Source organism: Agrobacterium sp. B1(2019), assembly GCF_008274755.1.
Lineage (GTDB): Bacteria > Pseudomonadota > Alphaproteobacteria > Rhizobiales > Rhizobiaceae > Agrobacterium > Agrobacterium salinitolerans.
Genome location: NZ_VTPB01000001.1, coordinates 1,943,352 through 1,963,310, shown reverse-complemented (window position 1 = coordinate 1,963,310; position 19,959 = coordinate 1,943,352). Strand labels below are relative to the sequence as shown.

At 60.7% G+C, this 19,959-nt stretch carries 22 protein-coding genes; 4 read left to right on the top strand and 18 right to left on the bottom strand.

Annotated elements, in window-relative coordinates; genetic code table 11:
• Nucleotides 1-46: 46 nt before the first annotated feature.
• The 7 genes from dxs to AGR1_RS09845 form a co-directional block, all read right to left on the bottom strand.
• Complete coding sequence (gene dxs, locus AGR1_RS09875; protein WP_149146811.1) at nucleotides 47-1,966, bottom strand: 1-deoxy-D-xylulose-5-phosphate synthase; 1,920 nt, start codon at nucleotides 1,964-1,966, stop codon at nucleotides 47-49.
• 99 nt (nucleotides 1,967-2,065) lie between these two features.
• On the bottom strand, nucleotides 2,066-2,989 hold the full coding sequence (locus AGR1_RS09870) for a pirin family protein (protein ID WP_149146810.1): 924 nt from the start codon (nucleotides 2,987-2,989) through the stop codon (nucleotides 2,066-2,068).
• Nucleotides 2,990-3,239: 250 nt separating this feature from the next.
• Nucleotides 3,240-3,494: an exodeoxyribonuclease VII small subunit gene (locus AGR1_RS09865; protein ID WP_003503059.1), complete on the bottom strand. Its 255-nt coding sequence runs from the start codon at nucleotides 3,492-3,494 to the stop codon at nucleotides 3,240-3,242.
• Nucleotides 3,495-3,496: 2 nt separating this feature from the next.
• Nucleotides 3,497-4,432 carry a histone deacetylase family protein gene (locus tag AGR1_RS09860; protein ID WP_149146809.1) on the bottom strand — a complete coding sequence of 312 codons (936 nt, stop codon included), beginning with the start codon at nucleotides 4,430-4,432 and terminating at the stop codon, nucleotides 3,497-3,499.
• A gap of 25 nt (nucleotides 4,433-4,457) precedes the next feature.
• Nucleotides 4,458-5,021, bottom strand: coding sequence for a biotin transporter BioY (locus AGR1_RS09855; RefSeq protein ID WP_080791238.1), 564 nt, complete (start codon nucleotides 5,019-5,021; stop codon nucleotides 4,458-4,460).
• A gap of 31 nt (nucleotides 5,022-5,052) precedes the next feature.
• Nucleotides 5,053-5,658: an energy-coupling factor transporter transmembrane protein EcfT gene (locus AGR1_RS09850; protein ID WP_149146808.1), complete on the bottom strand. Its 606-nt coding sequence runs from the start codon at nucleotides 5,656-5,658 to the stop codon at nucleotides 5,053-5,055.
• Nucleotides 5,655-6,335 (bottom strand): ABC transporter ATP-binding protein, encoded by a 681-nt coding sequence (locus AGR1_RS09845; RefSeq protein ID WP_080791236.1) that lies wholly within the window; start codon nucleotides 6,333-6,335, stop codon nucleotides 5,655-5,657. Before AGR1_RS09845 ends, AGR1_RS09850 begins: the two co-directional genes overlap by 4 nt.
• A gap of 112 nt (nucleotides 6,336-6,447) precedes the next feature.
• Between AGR1_RS09845 and AGR1_RS09840 the strand changes: the two genes are divergently transcribed.
• Complete coding sequence (locus AGR1_RS09840; RefSeq protein ID WP_080791235.1) at nucleotides 6,448-7,644, top strand: winged helix-turn-helix domain-containing protein; 1,197 nt, start codon at nucleotides 6,448-6,450, stop codon at nucleotides 7,642-7,644.
• Nucleotides 7,645-7,810: 166 nt separating this feature from the next.
• Here AGR1_RS09840 and ribB read toward each other — a convergent pair whose 3' ends face one another.
• Complete coding sequence (ribB, locus tag AGR1_RS09835; protein ID WP_080791234.1) at nucleotides 7,811-8,911, bottom strand: 3,4-dihydroxy-2-butanone-4-phosphate synthase; 1,101 nt, start codon at nucleotides 8,909-8,911, stop codon at nucleotides 7,811-7,813.
• Between the two features lie 94 nt (nucleotides 8,912-9,005).
• The gene (gene aroC, locus AGR1_RS09830) at nucleotides 9,006-10,100 is read right to left on the bottom strand and encodes a chorismate synthase (protein ID WP_149146807.1); all 1,095 of its coding nucleotides are present in this window, start codon (nucleotides 10,098-10,100) and stop codon (nucleotides 9,006-9,008) included.
• Nucleotides 10,101-10,622: 522 nt separating this feature from the next.
• On the opposite strand from aroC, the gene AGR1_RS09825 reads away from it, so the two are divergent.
• The gene (locus AGR1_RS09825) at nucleotides 10,623-10,883 is read left to right on the top strand and encodes a DUF1344 domain-containing protein (RefSeq protein ID WP_162520615.1); all 261 of its coding nucleotides are present in this window, start codon (nucleotides 10,623-10,625) and stop codon (nucleotides 10,881-10,883) included.
• A gap of 229 nt (nucleotides 10,884-11,112) precedes the next feature.
• On the opposite strand, the gene AGR1_RS09820 is transcribed toward AGR1_RS09825, so the two are convergent.
• The 4 genes from AGR1_RS09820 to AGR1_RS09805 all read right to left on the bottom strand — a co-directional run bounded on the left by AGR1_RS09820 (nucleotide 11,113) and on the right by AGR1_RS09805 (nucleotide 14,368).
• A complete protein-coding gene (locus tag AGR1_RS09820) occupies nucleotides 11,113-11,706 on the bottom strand; it encodes a histidine phosphatase family protein (RefSeq protein WP_149146806.1) in 594 nt (197 codons plus the stop codon).
• Nucleotides 11,707-11,736: 30 nt separating this feature from the next.
• Nucleotides 11,737-12,555, bottom strand: coding sequence for an enoyl-ACP reductase FabI (gene fabI, locus AGR1_RS09815; RefSeq protein ID WP_080791231.1), 819 nt, complete (start codon nucleotides 12,553-12,555; stop codon nucleotides 11,737-11,739).
• Nucleotides 12,556-12,686: 131 nt separating this feature from the next.
• Nucleotides 12,687-13,787 (bottom strand): DnaJ C-terminal domain-containing protein, encoded by a 1,101-nt coding sequence (locus tag AGR1_RS09810; RefSeq protein WP_149146805.1) that lies wholly within the window; start codon nucleotides 13,785-13,787, stop codon nucleotides 12,687-12,689.
• Between the two features lie 212 nt (nucleotides 13,788-13,999).
• A complete protein-coding gene (locus AGR1_RS09805) occupies nucleotides 14,000-14,368 on the bottom strand; it encodes an RT0821/Lpp0805 family surface protein (RefSeq protein ID WP_169538608.1) in 369 nt (122 codons plus the stop codon).
• A 137-nt stretch (nucleotides 14,369-14,505) separates the two neighbouring features.
• On the opposite strand from AGR1_RS09805, the gene pdxH reads away from it, so the two are divergent.
• Complete coding sequence (gene pdxH, locus AGR1_RS09800; protein ID WP_149146804.1) at nucleotides 14,506-15,126, top strand: pyridoxamine 5'-phosphate oxidase; 621 nt, start codon at nucleotides 14,506-14,508, stop codon at nucleotides 15,124-15,126.
• Between the two features lie 29 nt (nucleotides 15,127-15,155).
• Here the strand turns inward: pdxH and AGR1_RS09795 are convergent, their stop codons facing one another.
• The gene (locus AGR1_RS09795; protein ID WP_187772103.1) at nucleotides 15,156-15,935 is read right to left on the bottom strand and encodes a sulfite exporter TauE/SafE family protein; all 780 of its coding nucleotides are present in this window, start codon (nucleotides 15,933-15,935) and stop codon (nucleotides 15,156-15,158) included.
• Between the two features lie 154 nt (nucleotides 15,936-16,089).
• On the opposite strand from AGR1_RS09795, the gene AGR1_RS09790 reads away from it, so the two are divergent.
• A complete protein-coding gene (locus tag AGR1_RS09790; RefSeq protein WP_149146803.1) occupies nucleotides 16,090-16,398 on the top strand; it encodes a MazG nucleotide pyrophosphohydrolase domain-containing protein in 309 nt (102 codons plus the stop codon).
• On the opposite strand, the gene AGR1_RS09785 is transcribed toward AGR1_RS09790, so the two are convergent.
• From AGR1_RS09785 to AGR1_RS09770, 4 genes are all read right to left on the bottom strand, one after another.
• On the bottom strand, nucleotides 16,387-17,061 hold the full coding sequence (locus AGR1_RS09785; protein WP_149146802.1) for an HAD family phosphatase: 675 nt from the start codon (nucleotides 17,059-17,061) through the stop codon (nucleotides 16,387-16,389). The two genes, AGR1_RS09790 and AGR1_RS09785, sit on opposite strands and share 12 nt — an antisense overlap.
• Before the next feature lie 3 nt (nucleotides 17,062-17,064).
• Entirely contained in the window at nucleotides 17,065-17,502 is a 438-nt protein-coding gene (locus tag AGR1_RS09780) for a VOC family protein (RefSeq protein WP_149146801.1), read from the bottom strand.
• 135 nt (nucleotides 17,503-17,637) lie between these two features.
• Nucleotides 17,638-19,053 (bottom strand): metalloprotease TldD, encoded by a 1,416-nt coding sequence (gene tldD / locus AGR1_RS09775; protein ID WP_149146800.1) that lies wholly within the window; start codon nucleotides 19,051-19,053, stop codon nucleotides 17,638-17,640.
• Nucleotides 19,054-19,135: 82 nt separating this feature from the next.
• A complete protein-coding gene (locus AGR1_RS09770; RefSeq protein ID WP_003521101.1) occupies nucleotides 19,136-19,660 on the bottom strand; it encodes an invasion associated locus B family protein in 525 nt (174 codons plus the stop codon).
• Between the last annotated feature and the right edge of the window lie 299 nt (nucleotides 19,661-19,959).

Genomic DNA, 19,959 nt, shown 5'->3' with positions numbered 1-19,959 from the left:
GTGACGTCAGTCACGCCGAATGCTCCGTCATTTCCTTCGACCGGGCTTAACCGGCAAACCCCATGCCGGCCTGACGCTGGCCGAGCGCATTGAACACGGTGGAAACGATGCCGGCCCGGTCGAGGCCGGCATTGGCATACATGGTCTCGGGCTTGGCTTGCTCCACCCACTGGTCGGGCAGGGTCAGTGTGCGAACCTTGGGGCCGTGGTCGAGCAAACCGGCACTGGCCATGAAATGCAGCACATGTGCGCCAAAACCGCCGACAGAGCCTTCCTCAATGGTCACCAGCACCTCATGATGGCTCGCCAGCTGGCGGATGAGGTCGAGATCGAGCGGCTTGGCGAAGCGCGCGTCGGCGACCGTCGTCGAAAGGCCGGCGGCATCCAGATCCTCGGCGGCCGCAAGGCATTCCGCAAGGCGGGTGCCGAAGGAGAGGAGGGCAACCTTGGTGCCTTCCTTGATGACGCGGCCCTTGCCGATCTCAAGAATCTCACCGCGCGCGGGCATCTCGACGCCCACGCCTTCGCCGCGCGGGTAACGGAAGGAAATCGGCCCTTCATCATAGGCTGCTGCCGTGCGCACCATATGTTTCAGCTCCGCCTCATCCGAGGCCGCCATCACCACCATGCCGGGCAGGGTAGCGAGGAAAGTCGTATCGAAGGAACCGGCATGGGTCGGCCCATCGGCGCCGACAAAACCGGCGCGGTCGATGGGGAAACGCACGGGCAGGCTCTGTATTGCCACATCATGCACCAGCTGGTCGTAACCGCGTTGCAGGAAGGTGGAATAAAGCGCACAGAACGGCTTGTAACCATCGGCCGCAAGCCCCGCCGCAAAGGTGACGGCATGCTGTTCGGCAATGCCGACATCGAAGGTGCGGGCCGGGAACAGCTCGGCCATCTTGTCGAGCCCCGTGCCGTTCGGCATGGCGGCGGTGACGCCGATGATCTTGTCGTCGAGCGTCGCTTCCTGGATCAGGGCTTCGGCGAAGACGCTGGTATAGCTCGGCGCATTCGGCTTGGCTTTCGCCTGCGCGCCGGTAATGACGTCGAACTTGTTGACGCCGTGATATTTGTCGGCTGCGGCTTCCGCCGGTGCATAACCCTTGCCCTTCTGCGTCACCACATGGATGAGGACGGGGCCTTTCTGGTTGTCGCGCACATTGCGCAGCACGGGAAGCAGGTGATCGAAGGAATGACCGTCGATCGGGCCGATATGGTAGAAGCCAAGTTCCTCGAACAGCGTGCCGCCGGTCACGTAACCGCGCGCATGAGTGACGGCGCGGGTAATGGCGCGGTCGATAGTCTTGCCGAGATAGGCTGTCAGTTTCTTGCCGAAATCGCGGAAACCCATATAGGTGCGGCCGGAGGCGAGACGCGCCAGATAGGCGCTCATCGCGCCCGTCGGCGGCGCAATCGACATGTCATTATCGTTGAGGATGACGATCAGCCGCGCATCGAGTGCACCGGCGTTGTTAAGCGCCTCAAACGCCATGCCCGCCGACATCGAGCCGTCGCCGATGACGGCGATCACCTTGCGGTCGCTGCCGTCTAGACCCGCCGCCACCGCCATGCCGAGACCGGCGGAAATGGAGGTGGAGGAATGGCCGGCGCCGAAATCGTCATAGTCGCTCTCAGCCCGCCGGGTGAAGCCGGAAAGGCCGCCTTCCTGCCGCAGCGTGCGGATGCGCTCGCGCCGGCCGGTCAAAATCTTGTGAGGATAACATTGATGGCCAACATCGAAGATCAGCCGGTCTTCGGGTGTGTTGAAGACCTTGTGGATGGCAATCGTCAATTCCACCACACCAAGGCCGGCGCCCAGATGCCCACCGGTTTTCGACACCGCGTCAATCATCTCGTCTCGCAGTTCCCGCGCCAGTTCCGGCAGGTCGCGATCGTCGATCCCCTTGAGGTCGGAGGGAAAATTCACCCGGTCGAGCAATGGTGTCTGTGGCATTCCGGTCAATCGTTCGGCCTTTTCTTGTCGTCAGCAGGGCGCGCCAGAGCGGCTTTCGGGGTGAAAGCCAACGGTTGGGCCTTGCATGTCGTACACTTCTATAGAATTTCAACCTTCCGGCAAAGGGACAAACTCTTCTTCGTCGCCGGGAACGATATCGAAGCGTCCGGTTCTCCACTCCTGTTTGGCCTGTTCTATGCGTTCTTTTGATGACGAAACGAAGTTCCACCAGATGTAGCGGCGCTGATTGAGCGCCGCCCCGCCGAAGATCATGATGTGACAGCCATTGCTGCCGGCCTGAAGCGTGATGTCGTCGCCCGGCCGGAAGACAAGCAACTGATCCGCGGCGAAGATATCGCCCGCCACATCCAGCGAGCCGGAGAGAATATAGATCGCCCGTTCTTCGTGGTCGGCGGAAAAGGGAAACTTTACACCCGGTTCCAGAGTCAGGTCGACATAAAGCGTATCGGTAAAGGCTGAAACGGGGGAGGTGAGCCCCTCGAATTCACCGATCACCACCCGGCCGGCCGCGCCCTTGATATCGATCAGCGGCATGTCTTCCTTCGCCGTGTGGGCAAAGGCGGGAGCGATTTCTTCCATATGGTCTGGCAGGGCAAGCCATGTCTGCAGGCCGGACATGGACAGCGGATGGCCGCGCAGATTTTCCGGCGTGCGTTCCGAATGCACGATGCCGCGCCCGGCCGTCATCAGGTTGATGTCGCCGGGGCGGATGACGAGTTCCGTGCCGAGACTGTCGCGGTGCTTGATTTCGCCGTCGAAAAGATAGGTGACGGTGGAAAGCCCGATATGCGGATGCGGCTTCACATCCAGCGCCTCACCGGCCTTCAGGATCGCCGGGCCCATGCGGTCGAAAAAGATGAAGGGGCCGACAAGCCGCCGCTGCCGGGTCGGCAGCGCACGCCGCACCGCAAAGCCGCCAATGTCGCTGGTGCGGGGAATGATGAGGTTCTCGATGGCATCGCAGGCAAAGGCATCACCCGCGACGGGATCGTTACCGGGAAAGAAGGACATCGCTTGCTCCTCGTATCGTCAGTGGCGGAGTTTAGCATAACGGATGGGGAGGGGGAGGGTCGGGATATCGAACGCTGCGTTAACTGCGGTTATGGAAACACCCCTGCCGTCATCCTCGGGCTTGACCCGAGGATCCACAACCCGTTGAAATCAATGGATCCTCGGGTCAAGCCCGAGGATGACGTCGAGTATGCTGATTGGGGACGTAGCAGCCTGTGGAATCACGTCCAAACCCTGCCGCCATGGCCGATCATTCCCCGTCGAGCGGCTCCACACCCTGCGGCTTGCCCGCACGATCGAGACGGATTTTCTCGATTCGCTTTTCCGCAGCGTTCAGCAGCGTCTCGCAATGCTTCTTCAGGGCTTCGCCGCGCTCATAGATGGCGATGGATTCGTCCAGCGCCACGTCGCCGCGTTCCAGACGTGCGACAATGCTTTCCAGCTCGGCGACGGCTTTTTCGAACGAATAACCGCTGACATCGGCTGTGTTGGCATTTTCCGTCATGTTCAACCCTTCATCATTCTCAAAATATGCATGGCTGCCGATTCCGCCAGCCCTTCCAGATCATAACCGCCTTCAAGCAGGCTGACGACCCGGTTCGAGGCGTATTTGTCGGCCATTTCCAGAAGTCGGCCCGTGGCCCAGTCAAAATCCTCGCCCACCAGATTGATCTGCGCCAGCGGATCGCGGTGATGCGCGTCGAAACCGGCGGAGATGAGGATGAGGTCAGGCGAAAAATCGGCAATCGCCGGCAGCACGCGGGATTTGAAGGCTTCGCGGAAATATTCGCTGCCGGTGTTGGGAGAAAGCGGGGCGTTGACGATGTTGTTCTTCACACCGGTTTCGTTTTTATCGCCGCTCCACGGGTAAAGCGGCATCTGGTGGGTGGAGCAGAACAACACGGATGTGTCGTTCCAGAAAATGTCCTGCGTGCCGTTGCCGTGGTGCACGTCCCAGTCGATGATGGCGACGCGCTCCGCGCCATGCGCCTTCTGCGCATGGCGGGCGGCAATCGCCACATTGTTGAAAAGACAGAAGCCCATGGCCTTGGCGGTCTCGGCATGGTGGCCAGGCGGGCGGGCGGCAACGAAGACATTGTCGGCGGCGCCGGTAAACACATCGTCTACTGCCGCCATTGCAGCGCCGATGCCGGTCAGCGCCGCCTGAAGGCTTTTGGGGGAAAGATAGGTGTCGGACTCGATCCGGTTGATCTCGCCATCCTCTTCGGGCACCTGCCGCATGACGGCAAGGAGATGCTCTTCCGGATGCGCCAGCAGCACTGCATCCTCATTGGCCTGCGGCGCTTCCTTCCGTTCCAGCCGCTCGAAATTCGGATGTTCGAGCGCGATGTTCAGCGACCGCAGGCGGTCCGGCCGCTCGGGGTGACCGGATGGCGTGATATGCTCCAGGAAGATCGGATGTTCGTATAAACGCGTCGCCATGCTTTTCCTCCCGAAGAGAGTCTGTTCAGGCGCGCTGCGGCAGAAGCGGATAACCGGCCATCACGGCGCGGCCGGCAAGTGCGGCAAGCACGGCCTTCAGCGCATCGCCGGGAATGAAGGCGAGCGAACCCATGAAGGCCTTCTCAAAACCAAGCCCGACGACCACAGCCAGATAGGTGATGCCGAAAGCATAAAGCACGACCACACCGCCGATCAGGCTGGCGACGAAGAAACCGATGCCCTGCGTCAGTGCCGATTGACCGCGATGAACGAATTTTTCCGAGAGCGTGCCGGTGACGAAGACAGCTGCGATCCAGCCGATCAGGAAGCCCGTCGTCGGCGTGGTGAAGATGGAAAGGCCGCCGCGTCCGCCCGACAGGACCGGCAGGCCGATGGCGGCAATCAGGATTGTCAGCAGAACCGCCAGCGTGCCGCGCTTCGCGCCCAGCACGACACCGGCCAGCATGACGCCGAGCGATTGCGCGGTGATGGGCACGGGGATGAAACCGAGCGTGATCGGCGGCAGAAGCCCGAGTGCGATGATGATGGCGGAAAACAGCGAGATCAACACAAGGTCGCGGGTCGTCATGGCTCGGAAACTCCGGGTGGTTATCTGGCCGTCAGCTTTGGCCTCTGAAACCGCGCGCGTCAATGGCGTCGGCAATGACATCGGCATCCTTCAACGTCATAATCACCAGCGGCACGATGATGGTGGCCATCCGCACGGGCAGGCCGCGCGCCCGGTGCGCATCGCGCACCGCATGGTAACGGTTGACGATTTCAGGCACGAAACGCACGACGAGCCCGACCGCAAGCCCGATATCGGCGGCCTTCACCAGCCCCAGCCGTTCCAGCGGGGCGGTGGCAAGCGCGATCTGGTCCATGAATTGCGAGATGCTGACGGTGATGGTAACGGCCGTGGCAAGCAGCGCCAGCGCCGTGAGCCGCAGAAGATTGACGCTGGCGTCATGTGCCGGAAGCAGGAGATAGCTGAAGGCGGCGACAAGGAAGATGGTCAGCATTACCGGCCGCAGCCGCAAAGCGATCTCGCGGAAGGGCAGCCGCGTAGCGCCCAGAATAAGGGCGGCCAGAACCGTCGCGCCTGCGAGAACCAGCAGATCGCGGGTGAGGAACAATGCGATGCTGAAACCCATGAGCGTCACGAGCTTGCGGCGCGGAGAGACGCGGTAGAGCCAGCCGGTGCCTTCCACATGCAGCGATTTCATCGCGATGCCACCTCCAGATAGCGCGCCACCGCTTCTTCGGGTGCGGCGTCGGCAACCAGTGCGCCTTCATGGAAAACCAGCACCCGGTCGAAACCCGCAACCAGCGGCAGATCGTGGGTGATGACAACAAGCGCCTGCGACAGCGCCGCCATGGTCTTTTCCACGATGGTGCGGTTTTTGAGATCGAGCTGGTTGGTCGGCTCGTCGAGAATGAGGATTTGCGGTTCGGTGACCAGAAGCGCCGCAAGCGCCGCCAGCTGCAATTCGCCGCCGGAAAGCTCATGTGCGCGCCGTTCTTCGAGATGAGAAATGCCGAGCCGGGCAAGAACGGCCTTCACCCGGTTTTCGATCTCCGCTTTGCCGAGCCCGAGCCGCTTGAGACCGAAGGCGACGTCGTCGCGCACGATCGGCAGGATGATCTGGTTCTGTGGATTCTGGAAGATGAAGCCGACCGTCTGCAAGACCGCTTTGGCGTCCGTCACGGTGTCGAGACCGTTCACCGAAACCGTGCCTTCGCTCGGTTTGTTCAGCCCGTTGATCAGCCGGGCAAAGGTGGTCTTGCCGGAACCATTGAGGCCGATTACGCCGATGCGCCGCTCCGTCAATGTCACAGACAGCGGTCGCAGGGCCTGCCGCCCCTCGAAAGCGACGCCGGCGGCGTTAAAACGGATTTCCAAGCTTTTATCCTCGCGCTCTTTTCCGGTTCTATACCCCGTCATCAACAGAAGTGAAACAAGGAACAAAAAAAGAACATTGCAATCCTGAAAAAGCCGTCATACCTTCTGCGCCATGGTGATCAAGGTTTCGAACGAAGCGGCAAGGCGGATTTTTCTGGCGCGGCAGGGGCTTTCCTCTCCGCCCGGCAAGGCTCTTTCCAAGAGCGACCTGCTGCAGCTCATCACCGATATCGGTTTTGTGCAGGTGGACAGCATTGGCACGGTGGAGCGCGCCCACCATCAGATTATATTCTCCCGCAACCAGACCTACAAGCGCGGCCATCTGACCGCGCTCTTGGAAAAGGACCGGGCGCTTTTCGAGCACTGGACGCATGACGCTTCCATCGTGCCGACGGAATTTTATCCCTATTGGAAACATCGCTTTCGTCGCCGTGAGCCGATCATTCAGGAACGCTGGCGCAAATGGCACGGCGAGGGCTTCGATGCGGCTTTTGGCGACACGCTGGAGCGCATCGCCGCAACCGGGCCGGTGCTGGCGCGGGAGCTGAAGGAGGAGGGGCACCAGTCCGGCGGCTGGTGGAACTGGCATCCCTCCAAGACCGCGCTCGAGTATCTCTGGCACACCGGTAAGCTGGCGATTGCCGGCCGCGTGAATTTTCAGAAGGTCTATGATCTGGCTGAACGGGTGATTCCCGGCGAGCATCACGAAACCGAGGTAGAACACGCCGAATTTGTCGACTGGGCCTGCCGCGAAGCGCTGAAGCGGCTGGGTTTCGCCACCCATGGCGAAATCGCCGCCTTTTTCGATCTCGTCACCCCGCATGAGGCGAGGGACTGGGTCAAAAGCCATCGCGATGAACTCTGCGAGGTCTCGCTTCTCGCAAGCGACGGGGACACTGCCCGTCCGTCTTTTGCCTTTGCCGATTTCACCGCTGACCTGACCGACGTGCCCGAACCCTCCGCCCGCGTCCGTGTCCTCAGCCCCTTCGACCCGCTGCTGCGCGACCGAAACCGCACGGAACGGCTATTCGGCTTCTATTACCGCATTGAGGTCTTTGTACCCGAGCCGAAACGGCAATATGGCTATTACGTTTTCCCGCTTCTGGAGGGTGACAGGCTTATCGGCCGCATTGACATGAAGGCGGATCGCAAGCGCAGCACGCTGGATGTGCGCCGCCTGTGGCTGGAGCCGGGCGTGCGCGCCTCGGCTGGACGGCTGGAAAAGCTGGACGCGGAGCTGGTCAGGCTGGCGAAGTTTACCGGGGTGGAGAGTGTGAACTATCTGGAGGGCTGGCGGGAGGAAAACTGAGGTTTTGCGCTCGAGATATTGTGGGAATGCCTCCCACCTCGCGACGCCATCTTCGCCGCTGAGGTAGCGCGGCGTTGCAGCGTGTTTCCTCTCCCTGCCGGGAAGAAGAAACAAGCGGAACCGGCTCGCCCAAAAATTGCACTGTGAAGCTAGACCAGTGCTCGTATCAGCAGATATCCGTCGCCGAAATCTTGATGCCGAAACCTTCAAGCCCGACGTAATGCCGCTCCCGCGTGGTCAGCAGCTTGATGGAGCTGATGCCAAGATCTTTCAGGATTTGCGCGCCAAGGCCGATTTCCAGCCATTCGTTTTCGCGCGAACGGGCCTGCGCATGCGCCTCTTCGGGATCACGCGCCTTGCGCCGTCCGGCCACCTGGCCGACGCCGACGGAGCCTTCACGCAGATAGACGATAACGCCGCGGCCTTCCTCAGCGATTTTCTGCATATAATGCCGCACCGGCTGGCGGTCGCCGAAGACGTCATCGGCAACGTTTTCCGGGTGCAGGCGCACGGGAATGTCGACGCCGTCGCGGATATCGCCGAAAATCACCGCCATATGCTGCATCGGATCCCACGGCAGGGAATAGGTCTGCGCCTTGGCGGGTCCAAAGGGCGTGTCGATGGTGAAGGAGGTTTCCATCTCCACCAGCGTTTCCTTGCGCTGGCGATAGGCGATGAGGTCGGCGACGGAAACATACTTCATGCCGTGTTTTTCGGCGAAATCCAGCACCTGCGGGCCGCGCATCACCGTGCCGTCATCATTCACCAGCTCGCAGATGACGCCGATGGGCGGCAGGCCGGCGAGCCGGCAGAGATCGACGGCCGCTTCCGTATGGCCGGAACGCATCAAGACGCCGCCCTCGCGGGAAATCAGCGGGAAAATATGGCCCGGCCGGGTAAAATCGGAAGCGCCCACATTGGGATTGGCGAGGTTGCGCACCGTCAGCGTGCGGTCATCGGCGGAAATGCCGGTCGTGGTGCCGTGCTTGAAATCGACGCTGACGGTGAAGGCCGTCGTATGCGCGCTGTCGTTTTCCGCCACCATGGCGTTGAGGTTCAGCCGCTTGGCCTCCTCGCGCGGCATCGGCGCGCAGACGATGCCGGAAGTGTGGCGCACGATCAACGCCATTTTTTCCGCCGTGCAATGCACCGCCGAAATGATCAGGTCGCCTTCATTCTCGCGGTCGTCATCATCGGTCACGACGACGATTTCGCCTGCTTCGAAAGCGCGAATGGCGTCGACAACGCGTTTCTGGTCATAGGCCATGGCGGTCCCCCTTATTTGAGAGCAACGGCGCGTTGCTCTCCGCTTTTGTTTCGGTATCGGATTTTCCGAAAACCGCTTCGCACTTTTCGGTCCTCTACCGGCGGCCGGTCTGGCCGCGGTCTCGCAGATAATGGTCGGCAACGGTGCAGGCGATCATCGCTTCGCCGATCGGCACGGCGCGGATGCCGACGCAGGGGTCATGGCGGCCCTTGGTGCGCACGTCCACATTGTTGCCGTCGGCATCGATTGATTGCCGCTCCGTCAGGATCGACGAGGTGGGCTTGATGGCGAAGCGGGCGATGACAGGCTCGCCGGTCGCGATGCCGCCCAGAATGCCGCCGGCATGGTTGGACAGGAAGATCGGCTTGCCGTCATTGCCCATGCGCATTTCATCGGCATTGTCCTCGCCGGAAAGCTCGGCAGAGGCGAAACCTTCGCCGATCTCCACGCCCTTGACGGCGTTGATCGACATCAGGCTGGAGGCGATATCCTGGTCGAGCTTGGCATAGATCGGTGCGCCGATACCGGCCGGAACGCCTTCCGCCACAACCTCCACCACAGCGCCGATGGAGGAGCCGGCCTTGCGGATGCCATCGAGGTATTCTTCCCAGACCGGCACCATGGCGGCATCCGGGCAGAAGAACGGGTTCTGGTCAACCTGATCCCAATCCCAATTGTCGCGGTTGATCTTGTGCTTGCCGATCTGCACCAGCGCGCCGCGCACATTCAGGCTCGGCACCACCTTGCGGGCGATCGCACCGGCGGCGACACGCGCCGCCGTCTCGCGCGCCGAGGAGCGCCCACCACCGCGATAGTCGCGAATGCCGTATTTCAGGTCATAGGTGAAATCCGCATGGCCGGGGCGGAAACGTTTGGCGATCTCGCCGTAATCCTTGGAGCGCTGGTCAGTATTTTCGATCAGCATGGAAATCGGCGTGCCTGTCGTCGTCATCGTCTCGCCGTCCTCATCCAGCATGACGCCGGAGAGAACTTTCACGATGTCATCCTCGCGGCGCTGCGTCACGAAACGGCTTTGGCCCGGTTTGCGTTTGTCCATCCAGTGCTGCACCTCGGCAAGGGTAAAGCGGATGCCGGGCGGGCAACCATCCACCACACAGCCGAGCGACGGCCCGTGGCTTTCTCCCCAGGTGGTAACGCGAAAAAGGTGACCGAAACTGTTATGCGACATCGTTCTCAAGACCGGAAACAGGGCGCCTGTGGACGGCGCCGTTTAAAACAAGCGGATTTGTCTTAGTGGAAAATCCGGGCAAGGCAAAAGCCTTTCTTTTGCTGGGGCGGGATAAGTGCGGTGCTGCGCGCTACGGTAGGTCTCTGCCTTCATTCCTGTGCTAGTCACAGGAATCCAGCCGACGCGCGTCTACGCGGCGGGGAGAGTCCTTTCAGCCCTAGGATTTGGGCTGGCTGGATCCCTGTGACAAGCACAGGGATGAGGGGGATGGCGATTCGCGCCGGACAGCGAGGTTTTGGAGATGACGAAATTGTAAAAGAGCCAAGGTTTTCCACCTTAAACCGGAGTTTTCCAATATTGCCGGAAAATGCGGTGTAAAAACCACTAACGGCTTGAACAGGATTTGAAATCCGTTCATCAATTGGGCTGAAAATGTCATGGTTGCGGGCAATTTCCGCCACATTCGAAAGGCAATTCTTCATGCATGTAAGGTTTTCACGCAAATCCACGAAAGCTAGATCGATGCGTATGATGATTGCCGCCCTTCTGGCCACCGCCAACCTCCTGATGCCCATTAACGGCTACGCCCAGAGCGTTGACGTGGAAGGCACGATCAGCAAGATCGATGCGAACGGGCTGAGCATTACCTTGAACGACGGCAAGACCTACCGCGTGCCGGAAGAGTTCAATTTCGAAGGTTTGAAAGCGGGCGTGAAGGTCGTGGTTTTCTACACGGAAGTGGATGGAAAACGTGTGGTCGACGACCTTCAGGTCGTTGAGTAAAACCAGCCCCTTACTCAGCCCTCATCCCAAACCTCCGTTGTGAAACGAGCGGTTGCCACGTGCTTCTTCTCCCCGCCGGGGAGAAGGTCGCGGCAGCGGGATGAGGGGGCAAGCTCTCCGAAATCCGGCAACCTTGCCCCCTCATCCGACCCTTCGGGCCACCTTCTCCCCGGCGGGGAGAAGAAACGAGCCGCGATGTCCTGCCAGTCTTAGGAAACCAGACAGCCCCTCACGAAATCCACTCCACACTCTTCCGATCCATCTCGACCTTCAAAATCCGGTCCTGCGGGATTTGCGTTTTCGATGCCTCGTCCTTGTCCATGCCGGATACCAGCCGGAAGATAGAGCGGATGACGCCGCCGTGGCAGACGCAGACTGTTGGTTTCTCGACGGAGGAAAGCCATGCGCCGATGCGCCAGGAGAGGATTTCATAGCTTTCGGCGTCCTGGCCGGGGGGAATGAAATCCCATTTATTGGCCTTGCGCGCCTTCACCCGGTCCGGAAACTCTTTCTTCAGCTCCGGCAGGGTCTGTCCCTCCCAGTCGCCGAAAGAAACTTCGATCAGGCGATCGTCGGCGCGATAGGCCTTGGGATCGAGGCCCATCGCGCCGCGCATCAGTTCCATGGTCTCGCGCGTGCGCCCGAGCGGGCTCGCCACATAGTCGAAATCCGTGGTCTGTTCTCCCAGCAGCTGTGCGAGGAGTTTGCCGTTCCCGACCGCCTGCTGGCGGCCGAAATCGTTGAGCGGAATGTCTTTCTGGCCCTGAAGCCGGCGTATCGCATTCCAGTCCGTTTGTCCGTGCCGGATCATATAGACGAGCAAGGCGATACCCCGTTCTTACACTTTTAAGGCTTAGTCCTTCACCACCGAGATGTCAGGCGCATCCACGGCCTTCATGCCGATGGTGTGGTAACCGGAATCGACATGGTGGATTTCGCCGGTCACGCCCGTCGAAAGGTCGGACAGCAGGTAAAGAGCCGACTTGCCGACTTCCTCGATGGAAACGGTGCGCTTCAGCGGCGCATTGTATTCGTTCCACTTCAGAATATAGCGGAAGTCGCCGATGCCGGAAGCTGCAAGCGTCTTGATCGGGCCGGCGGAAACGGCGTTGACGCGGATGCCGCGATTGCCGAGGTCGACGGCAAGATAACGCACGCTGGCCTCGAGAGCAGCCTTGGCCACGCCCATGACGTTATAGTTCGGCATGACCTTTTCGGCGCCGTAATAGGTCAGCGTGATGATCGAGCCGCCGTCATTCATGACCGGCTCGGCGCGCTTGGCAACAGCGGCCAGCGAGAACACGGAAATGTCCATGGTGCGGTTGAAGTTGTCGCGGCTGGTATCGAGGTAACGGCCAGTCAGCTCATCCTTGTCGGAAAAGGCGATGGCGTGCACGACGAAGTCGATCTTGCCCCAATGCTTTTCCAGCGAGGCAAAAACCGCATCGATCGTCTCGAGATCGGTCACATCGCAGTGACCGGCCATGAACGCGCCCAGTTCCTGCGCCAGCGGCTCGACACGCTTCTTCAGCGCATCGCCCTGCCAGGTCAACGCAACTTCCGCGCCCGCGTCGGCACAGGCCTTGGCGATGCCCCAAGCGATGGAACGATTATTGGCGACACCCATGATGAGGCCGCGTTTGCCAGCCATGAGGCCGGATGCCTGAGCCATTTTATGCTCCCTAGTACTTATGATCGGTCCTGCCTATGGCATAGGCTGCAATCCTGTTCAAGATTGCCAAAGATCATCAACTGTTAGGGAGCGTAACAAAGGGTGCGTTGTCCCGGCTATTCGCAAAACTTTCACAAATAAAGGCCTTCGCGCATGTGCCGCATCAGGTCGGTCACCTTTTCATCGGGCTTTTCCAAGAGGACGATGCGCAATTCGACGACGAGATCGCCGGAGCCGCCCTTGCCGTCGGCAAGGCCCTGGCCGGCAAGCCTCAGCACACGGTCTGAGCCGGACCAGGCCGGAATGGTGATGTTTTCTTCGCCGAGCGGTGTCTTGACTTTCGTTTCACACCCCAGAACCGCGTCGCTGAGCGATATCGGCAGGGTCGTATGAATATCGAAGCCACGAAGGGAAAAAGCGTCCTCTCGGGCGGTCAGCAATGTCACGGCGAGATCGCCGCGCGCAATGTTGGGAAGCTTCAGCCCCTGTCCCTTCAGCCGCACCACATGTCCGTCGGTCATGCCGGGCTCGAGCTGGAACCGAACTTCCCGCTCATCGGCAAGAGAAACGGTAATCCACTTTTTCTCCAGCAGATCGGCGACTGTGACGGTGGCCTCCGCGGTGATGTCAGGCGCTTTTTCCGGAGCCGGCTGCGGCGCACGGAACCGCCGCACCAGCGCGCTGAAAAGATTGGCGGCAAGCGAGGCGGGTGACGTCTTGTCATCGCCGGTGGCGGTGGCTGCGGGTATATCGCCTTTTGCAGCGTTCGCGGCCGCCTTTGCGGCTTCCGCTGCCTGCTGCACCTTGGGATCGTTCTGGGCGTCGGCGCCAAAAATGCGCTCGACGATGTCTTCGGCGCTTTCCGGTTTGCTATCGGCTTTCTGGCCGGTCTGCGCCCGGTTGCGGGCGTCCGCACGGGCCAGTTCCTCCATCAGCTTTTCGGCGGCCTTGGCGCGCTCGGCTGCCTCGCGCGCGGCTTCCCGCTGCTGCATGATGGTTTCGCCGCGCTGTTTCTTTTCTGCCGCCCTGCGGGCCTGATCGTAGAGATCGCGCTTTTTCGGGTCTTTGAGAAGATCGTAAGCCTGCCCGATCTCGGCAAAGCGCGCCGAGGCGTCGGGATCGTCGCGATTGGCGTCCGGATGGACGGTTTTCGCCTTCGTGCGCCAGGCGGCTTTGATGTCCTCGTGGCGGGCGTCACGTTTCACGCCGAGGATGGAATATGGATCGCGCATGCGAAACACCAGTTACGTTGGCTCAGGCGCGTGCTGCCGCTCATGGCGCAATCCTGAAACTAACCCCTCCGAAAAGGGATGCCCGCGATCATTCGCCAGCACGCCCTCGGTTTAATCAACGTCGACTGTTGCAATAAGTTGCTAATCACTCCTTTACGGAGGAGACGTGCTGCACCCGGGCGGGCTCTATTCCATATTAAAGGGTAAACAGATTATTTCTGCTCGAAGCGCGTCAGCAGCCATTCGCCGGTTTCCGACAGGCAGGCCTGTCCCGAATAGCTCGCCACGCCCTCGAAGGAATGGCGTGTCGTCCTGAAATTGCGGCAGACGAAGCCGCTGGACTTGTCTTCGTGAATGGCGGTGACGACGCCGGCGCTGCCGGTGGCGGCATTGGCCCAGGGCAGAGGCTGGTCGGCGAGCTTGGCGAGGTCGGCCGATGTGACCGCATTGCGGATCGTCGCATCGTCCGTCTGCGGCGCATTGTTCGGCTGGTTGGGAACGGAGGCCGTGGAAAGCGAGCGGTCGACCTTGTCTCCGCCGAACAGGTCGAGGCTGACGCAGCCGCTCAGCACCACGAGCATTGACACGACGGCGGAAACTTCCGCTATCGACGAAAGGAGGCTCTTTGTTCGACTGTTCGACTTTGCTATGACGGTCACCATCTTTCACCGGAGATCATCTCTGGCGTCCAAATCAGCTCGGGAGCATTTTATTCAATATGTCGGAAACGGGGTTAACATCCAGTGACTTCACGGAAGAAAATGAACCGTTCACGCTTTTTGCCGAATGGCTGAAGGACGCGACGGCTTCCGAAATCAACGATCCGAACGCGGTGGCGCTCGCCACCGTGGACGAAAATGGTCTGCCGAATGTGCGCATGGTGCTGCTGAAAGGCGTCGACGATCGCGGCTTCGTTTTCTATACGAATTTCGAAAGCCAGAAGGGCCAGGAGATCCTCGGCCAGAAAAAAGCGGCCATGTGTTTCCACTGGAAAAGCCTGCGCCGGCAGGTGCGTCTGCGCGGCGAGGTGGAGATCGTCAGCGATGAGGAGGCGGATGCTTATTACGCCTCCCGTCCGCGCGGCAGCCGCATCGGCGCCTGGGCATCCAAGCAGTCGCGGCCTTTGGAAGGCCGTTTTGCGCTGGAAAAAGCGGTGGCCGAATATACCGCCAGATATGCGATCGGCGATATCCCGCGCCCGTCCCACTGGTCCGGTTTCCGCATCCGCCCACTCAGTATCGAATTCTGGCACGACCGCAAGTTTCGCCTGCACGATCGCATCGAGTTTCGCCGCGACACGCCTGACGGGGCCTGGTCCAAGGTCCGCATGTATCCGTAACGCCATCCGGGCAGGCCATCTCGGCCTGCCTATTTCAGCAGCTGGTCAAACACCGGCAGGCCGATGACAGCGGAAATGGCGATCAGGCCGTAGCAGATGCGCCGGAACGCCGCTTCGTCGGCAAGCCCATGCAATCGCGCACCGGTATAAAGACCGCCCCCATAAAAGGGCAGGGCCAGCAGGAAAAACACGAAGACATCGACGGTGAACAGGCCGCCAAAAAAGTAGCTGGCGATGGAAAACACCGTTGAAACCGCGAAATAAAGAATGACATTGGCGCGCACGAAAGCGCCTTTAAGCGCGCCGCCCAGCCAATAGGCGACGACGGGCGGGCCACCCAGCTGTGCCGCCCCTGAAAACAGCCCGGCCAGCAGCCCGGTGAAGAGGGTCAGCGGCGTCTTTGGCCGGCCGCTGTAACGCCAGCCCGACACCAGAAAAACAAGCAGCACCACGACCACGCCCGAGATGAGCCAGCGGAGCGTCAGTGGATCACCCTTGGAAAGCAGCATTGTGCCGACGGGCACGCCGACAAAGGCGCCGGCCGCCATGGTGAAGACCTCGCGCCGGTCCGCCATGCGAAAGGCGGGCGGTATCATGCCGAGCGTCAGCACGCCGTCCACCACCAGCAATACCGTCGAAGCGATACGCGGCCCGACGATGGCGCTGGCCAGGGGAACGAAGATGAGTGCCGCACCGAAGCCGGAAAATCCGCGCGCAAGGCCGGCAAGAAAGGCGGCACCCGCAAACATGGCGAGCAGCGCCGGGCTGTGCGCGGTGACGAGTGACGACAGGAAGTCGAGATGGGACATGGGCGATGGCACGTTTGTTCGAATATCTTTTCTCTATCTCGCTTGCATGCGCATGTCTCGGAAATTTCCGTTCATGGCTGCATGACGCACTGACGGGTCGACGCGGTCAGAGAATCATGATTAGAGTTGTAGCGCGTGAACAAAGGATGAACAAATGTTTGCTGACATGATGCGTCGGTTTGAAGAGGCTTCGCAAAAATATGCCGCTGAAAACGGAATATTCCGCGACCCGGACTGGTACATGCTGAAGCTTCAGGAAGAGGTTGGCGAGATGACGCAGGCCTGGAACCGGCTGACGGGACGGGCACGCGTTAAGGGCAGGAGCAAAGAGGAGATGAAGCGGGATCTGGCCGACGAAACCGCCGATCTCCTCGGCCATGTGCTGTTGCTGGCCTATTATAACGGTCTCGATATTGAAGGATCGATCGAGCGTAAGTGGCGCTTTACGCCGTCAAAACCCTGAAGGCTCCAGCTTTTCCAACATGGCCACCACCGCATGAAGGTCGCTTGCAACCGCAACGCATTTCTCCCGCATTTCCTCGGTCGGTGGCGCGACATCGGGCACCATGACCGTTGTCATGCCCGCCGATGTGGCTGAGCGCACACCGGAATAGGAATCCTCCAGCGCAAGGCACAGGCGGGGATCGAGCGTTAGCCGTCGTGCGGCCGTGAGATAGGGCATGGGCGCGGGTTTCGGTTCGGTATAGTCGCCGCGTGCGACGATCGTGTCGAAACGTCTGAGAAGATCGTGGGGCCCGAGATGGCGCGTCACCGAATCGTGCCGCGACGAGGTGGCGATGGCGCGGCGGATATCGAGCCGGTCAAGAAGATCGAGGATTTCGATGACGCCCGGCTTCAGCGCCACACCCTCCGCCATCATCAGGCCAAGATGCCGGAGCCAGGCGTCGCGGAAGCTGTCGATGGGAAAATCCGCGCCATAATCGGCGACGATGGCGCCGGTGATGACATCCCAAGGGCTGCCACAGACCTTCTGATAGGTCTCGACCTTCATGCCATGGCCGCCTTCATCCGAGGCAGCCAGAAATGAATCGCGATAGAGCCTCTCGCTTTCGATCAGCAATCCGTCCATGTCGAAAATCACGGCCTGCGGACGAAAAGGCAGCATGGCTCAACCGAACCGGAAGGGACGCTCGCCGAGGCTTTCGAACGGGCGAATCAGGTAACCGTCCGGATCGGCGACGATGAATTGCCGGTTGCCCACTTCGACGGTGCCGCGCCTGTACCATTTTTCCTCCAGCGGCATGACGAAGTTGATAGAGGATCGCTCCAGCCGGGAAAGAATGGGTTCCAGCGAGGGAACGGCCAGCTGCAGGTTCATGCCGCGACCGAGCGGAAATTCGAGTGCGGCATCGTCCGTCACGAATGTCCGGGTCGCACCGATCTGGTCTATCATCAGCTGGGCATCCCCCAGCGCCATATAGGTGAAACCCTCCTCGGGGCGCTCATAGACCACATGAAAACCGATCAGGTCGCAATAAAAAGCGCGGCTTTTCTGCCAGTCGCTGACGGCAAGTTCAGGAACGAGGGCATTTCGTATGATGGTCATGGTCTCCTTTGCCACGCAGGCCCGGTGTGGGAGTAAGGCCTGCGGTAAGGGGTGATCTTACCGTCTTCGCGGCTGCACACCAGAGGAAACCGCATCATGGCAGCCATGTGTGCGGCTGCGGGCAGGCCAAAACCCTTACGCCTTCGTGCCGCCAACAGTGATCTGGTCCATGCGCAGATGCGGCTGTCCGACGCCGACCGGCACCCATTGCCCGGCCTTGCCGCAATTGCCGATGCCGGTATCGAGCTTGGAATCGTTGCCGATCATCGAGACGCGCTTCATCGCATCCGGCCCGTTGCCGATCAGCATCGCGCCCTTCACCGGCGCGCCGATCTTCCCATTTTCGATGAGATAGGCCTCGGTGCAGCCGAACACGAATTTGCCGGAGGTGATATCCACCTGGCCGCCGCCGAAGGAAACGGCGTAGATGCCCTTTTTGACGGAGGCGATGATCTCTTCCGGCGTTTTATCGCCCGAGAGCATGTAGGTATTTGTCATGCGCGGCATCGGCACATAGGCGTAACCCTGTCGACGGCCGTTGCCTGTGGGCGCCGCACCCATCAGCCGGGCGTTCTGCCGGTCCTGCATGTAACCGACCAGCCTGCCGTTCTCGATCAGCACGTTATAGCCGGAAGGCGTACCTTCATCGTCGATGGTCAGCGACCCACGCCGGCTGTCGATGGTGCCGTCATCAACGACGGTGACACCGGGTGCTGCGACCATTTCGCCCATCAGACCAGCGAATGCAGAGGTCTTCTTGCGGTTGAAATCGCCTTCCAGACCGTGCCCCACAGCCTCATGCAGCATGACGCCCGGCCAGCCGGAGCCGAGCACCACATCCATGGTACCGGCTGGCGCATCGATGGCGGTGAGGTTGACGAGCGCCTGACGCAGCGCTTCATCCGCGCCGCGCTGCCAGTTTTCCGTGGTGATGAAATCGCCAAAGCCGACGCGGCCGCCGATCCCGTAGGAGCCGCTTTCCTGCCGATCGCCTTCACCCGCCACCACCGAAATGTTGATGCGCGTCATCGGCCTGACGTCGCTGACACGGTGGCCGTCGGCGCGCAGAATATCCACTACCTGCCAGCTCGCGGAAATCGTCGCCGTCACCTGCCGGACATTCGGGTCCTTATCGCGCAGGTAGGCGTCGATATCGGTGAGGAGCTTCACCTTCTCCTCGAAGCTTGGGCTGCCGATCGGGTTCTCGTCGCCGTAAAGCTTCTTGTTGGTGCGCTGGGGTGCTGCGGCATAGGAGCCGGAATAACCCTTGGTCACCGCGCCCACCGCATCGGAAGCACGTTTCAGCGCACTTTGCGAAAGCTCGCCCGCATGGGCATAGCCCACCGTCTCCCCGGCAACCGCGCGCAGGCCAAAGCCCTGATCGGTGTTGAAGGAGCCGCCCTTGAGCCGGCCATTGTCGAATGTCAGCGATTCGGCCTGGGCATGTTCGATGAAGAGCTCGCCATCGTCAGCGCCGGCGAGCGCCTCGCCGACGAGCTTGCGCAATTGCGTCTCGTCGCAATCGAAGAATTTTACAAGATCGTCGGTCATGGGAGGCTCCAGTCATTATCGTTCAGTGACCGATTTAGGCACTGGAGCGGACGGACGCAAGGCTGTCCGGCAATGGCGGGCTTTAAGGAAGCGCGTCGTAGCCCTCGGCAAAGCCGGAAAGCTCGATCGGAATACCGACGCGATCCTGATCCACGGCTTCACGCAGCGCGAAAACCGCATTCTTGCCGGCGCGCAGAACCTTCAGCAGCTCGTCGTCAATATCCACTTCCACATAGCAGCCTTCGGAGAAGCAGCGGGTGAAATAGGCGCGGCCGATATTATTATTGTCGATATAAAGCTCCATGCCATCCTTCAAAAGCACGCCGAGCGGCGCGAGGATGCGCAGGATGCGCGACTTGCGGTCGGCCGTCTTCAGCACCACCACCGAAAGCCCCACTTCCGGGCGGTCGTCGGCGATCACGTTCTGCATCAGCGCGCATTGTTCTTCGGATGCACCCGCCGGCTTGTCGCAGATGACAGACCATGCGCCATGCGTCGACTTCGGCGTGCCGGGCGGCTGCTGTTGCGCCAGCGCCGCGGCAGCGGGGGCGATGATGGCAAGACCGGCGGCGGCAAGAAAAGTGCGCGCGAGCGGGGAAAGACGCATGGATACCTCTGGGATTCGAATCAGTGCGGCTATTTTGACGCCATAATCCGGAAAAAAAAGCCTCAGGCCTTCAATTCCAGCGGAGTTGGGCGGAAATAGGACCTGTCTTCCGGTATGGGCGTCTGATTTGCCCGGCACGACATTCATTATCCGGCGATGAAACTGGCGGCAAAACCGGCTGTGAGAAGGGGCTTTGTCGCATCTGGGCTGTTTGAAACCGCGTTCGGTCGGTCCGGTGAGGTGCCGGGTGAGAGAAAGTCGCCGTGGATTGACCAATGGCAAAATTGGGGCGTATCCGT

What these genes read in the sequence shown, in the direction of transcription:
- AGR1_RS09785 (WP_149146802.1), bottom strand. Translation starts at nt 17,061, where the DNA reads ATGCTGCCTTTTCGTCCGCAGGCCGTGATTTTCGACATGGACGGATTG.
- AGR1_RS09795 (WP_187772103.1), bottom strand. Translation starts at nt 15,935, where the DNA reads ATGTCCCATCTCGACTTCCTGTCGTCACTCGTCACCGCGCACAGCCCG.
- AGR1_RS09805 (WP_169538608.1), bottom strand. Translation starts at nt 14,368, where the DNA reads ATGCTCGTGGTGCTGAGCGGCTGCGTCAGCCTCGACCTGTTCGGCGGA.
- AGR1_RS09865 (WP_003503059.1), bottom strand. Translation starts at nt 3,494, where the DNA reads ATGACGGAAAATGCCAACACAGCCGATGTCAGCGGTTATTCGTTCGAA.
- AGR1_RS09780 (WP_149146801.1), bottom strand. Translation starts at nt 17,502, where the DNA reads ATGACCATCATACGAAATGCCCTCGTTCCTGAACTTGCCGTCAGCGAC.
- pdxH (WP_149146804.1), top strand. Translation starts at nt 14,506, where the DNA reads ATGTCGGAAACGGGGTTAACATCCAGTGACTTCACGGAAGAAAATGAA.
- ribB (WP_080791234.1), bottom strand. Translation starts at nt 8,911, where the DNA reads ATGGCCTATGACCAGAAACGCGTTGTCGACGCCATTCGCGCTTTCGAA.
- AGR1_RS09810 (WP_149146805.1), bottom strand. Translation starts at nt 13,787, where the DNA reads ATGCGCGATCCATATTCCATCCTCGGCGTGAAACGTGACGCCCGCCAC.
- AGR1_RS09855 (WP_080791238.1), bottom strand. Translation starts at nt 5,021, where the DNA reads ATGACGACCCGCGACCTTGTGTTGATCTCGCTGTTTTCCGCCATCATC.
- AGR1_RS09850 (WP_149146808.1), bottom strand. Translation starts at nt 5,658, where the DNA reads ATGAAATCGCTGCATGTGGAAGGCACCGGCTGGCTCTACCGCGTCTCT.
- fabI (WP_080791231.1), bottom strand. Translation starts at nt 12,555, where the DNA reads ATGGCTCAGGCATCCGGCCTCATGGCTGGCAAACGCGGCCTCATCATG.
- AGR1_RS09840 (WP_080791235.1), top strand. Translation starts at nt 6,448, where the DNA reads ATGGTGATCAAGGTTTCGAACGAAGCGGCAAGGCGGATTTTTCTGGCG.
- aroC (WP_149146807.1), bottom strand. Translation starts at nt 10,100, where the DNA reads ATGTCGCATAACAGTTTCGGTCACCTTTTTCGCGTTACCACCTGGGGA.
- AGR1_RS09870 (WP_149146810.1), bottom strand. Translation starts at nt 2,989, where the DNA reads ATGTCCTTCTTTCCCGGTAACGATCCCGTCGCGGGTGATGCCTTTGCC.
- AGR1_RS09860 (WP_149146809.1), bottom strand. Translation starts at nt 4,432, where the DNA reads ATGGCGACGCGTTTATACGAACATCCGATCTTCCTGGAGCATATCACG.
- AGR1_RS09825 (WP_162520615.1), top strand. Translation starts at nt 10,623, where the DNA reads ATGCGTATGATGATTGCCGCCCTTCTGGCCACCGCCAACCTCCTGATG.
- AGR1_RS09770 (WP_003521101.1), bottom strand. Translation starts at nt 19,660, where the DNA reads ATGCGTCTTTCCCCGCTCGCGCGCACTTTTCTTGCCGCCGCCGGTCTT.
- tldD (WP_149146800.1), bottom strand. Translation starts at nt 19,053, where the DNA reads ATGACCGACGATCTTGTAAAATTCTTCGATTGCGACGAGACGCAATTG.
- AGR1_RS09790 (WP_149146803.1), top strand. Translation starts at nt 16,090, where the DNA reads ATGTTTGCTGACATGATGCGTCGGTTTGAAGAGGCTTCGCAAAAATAT.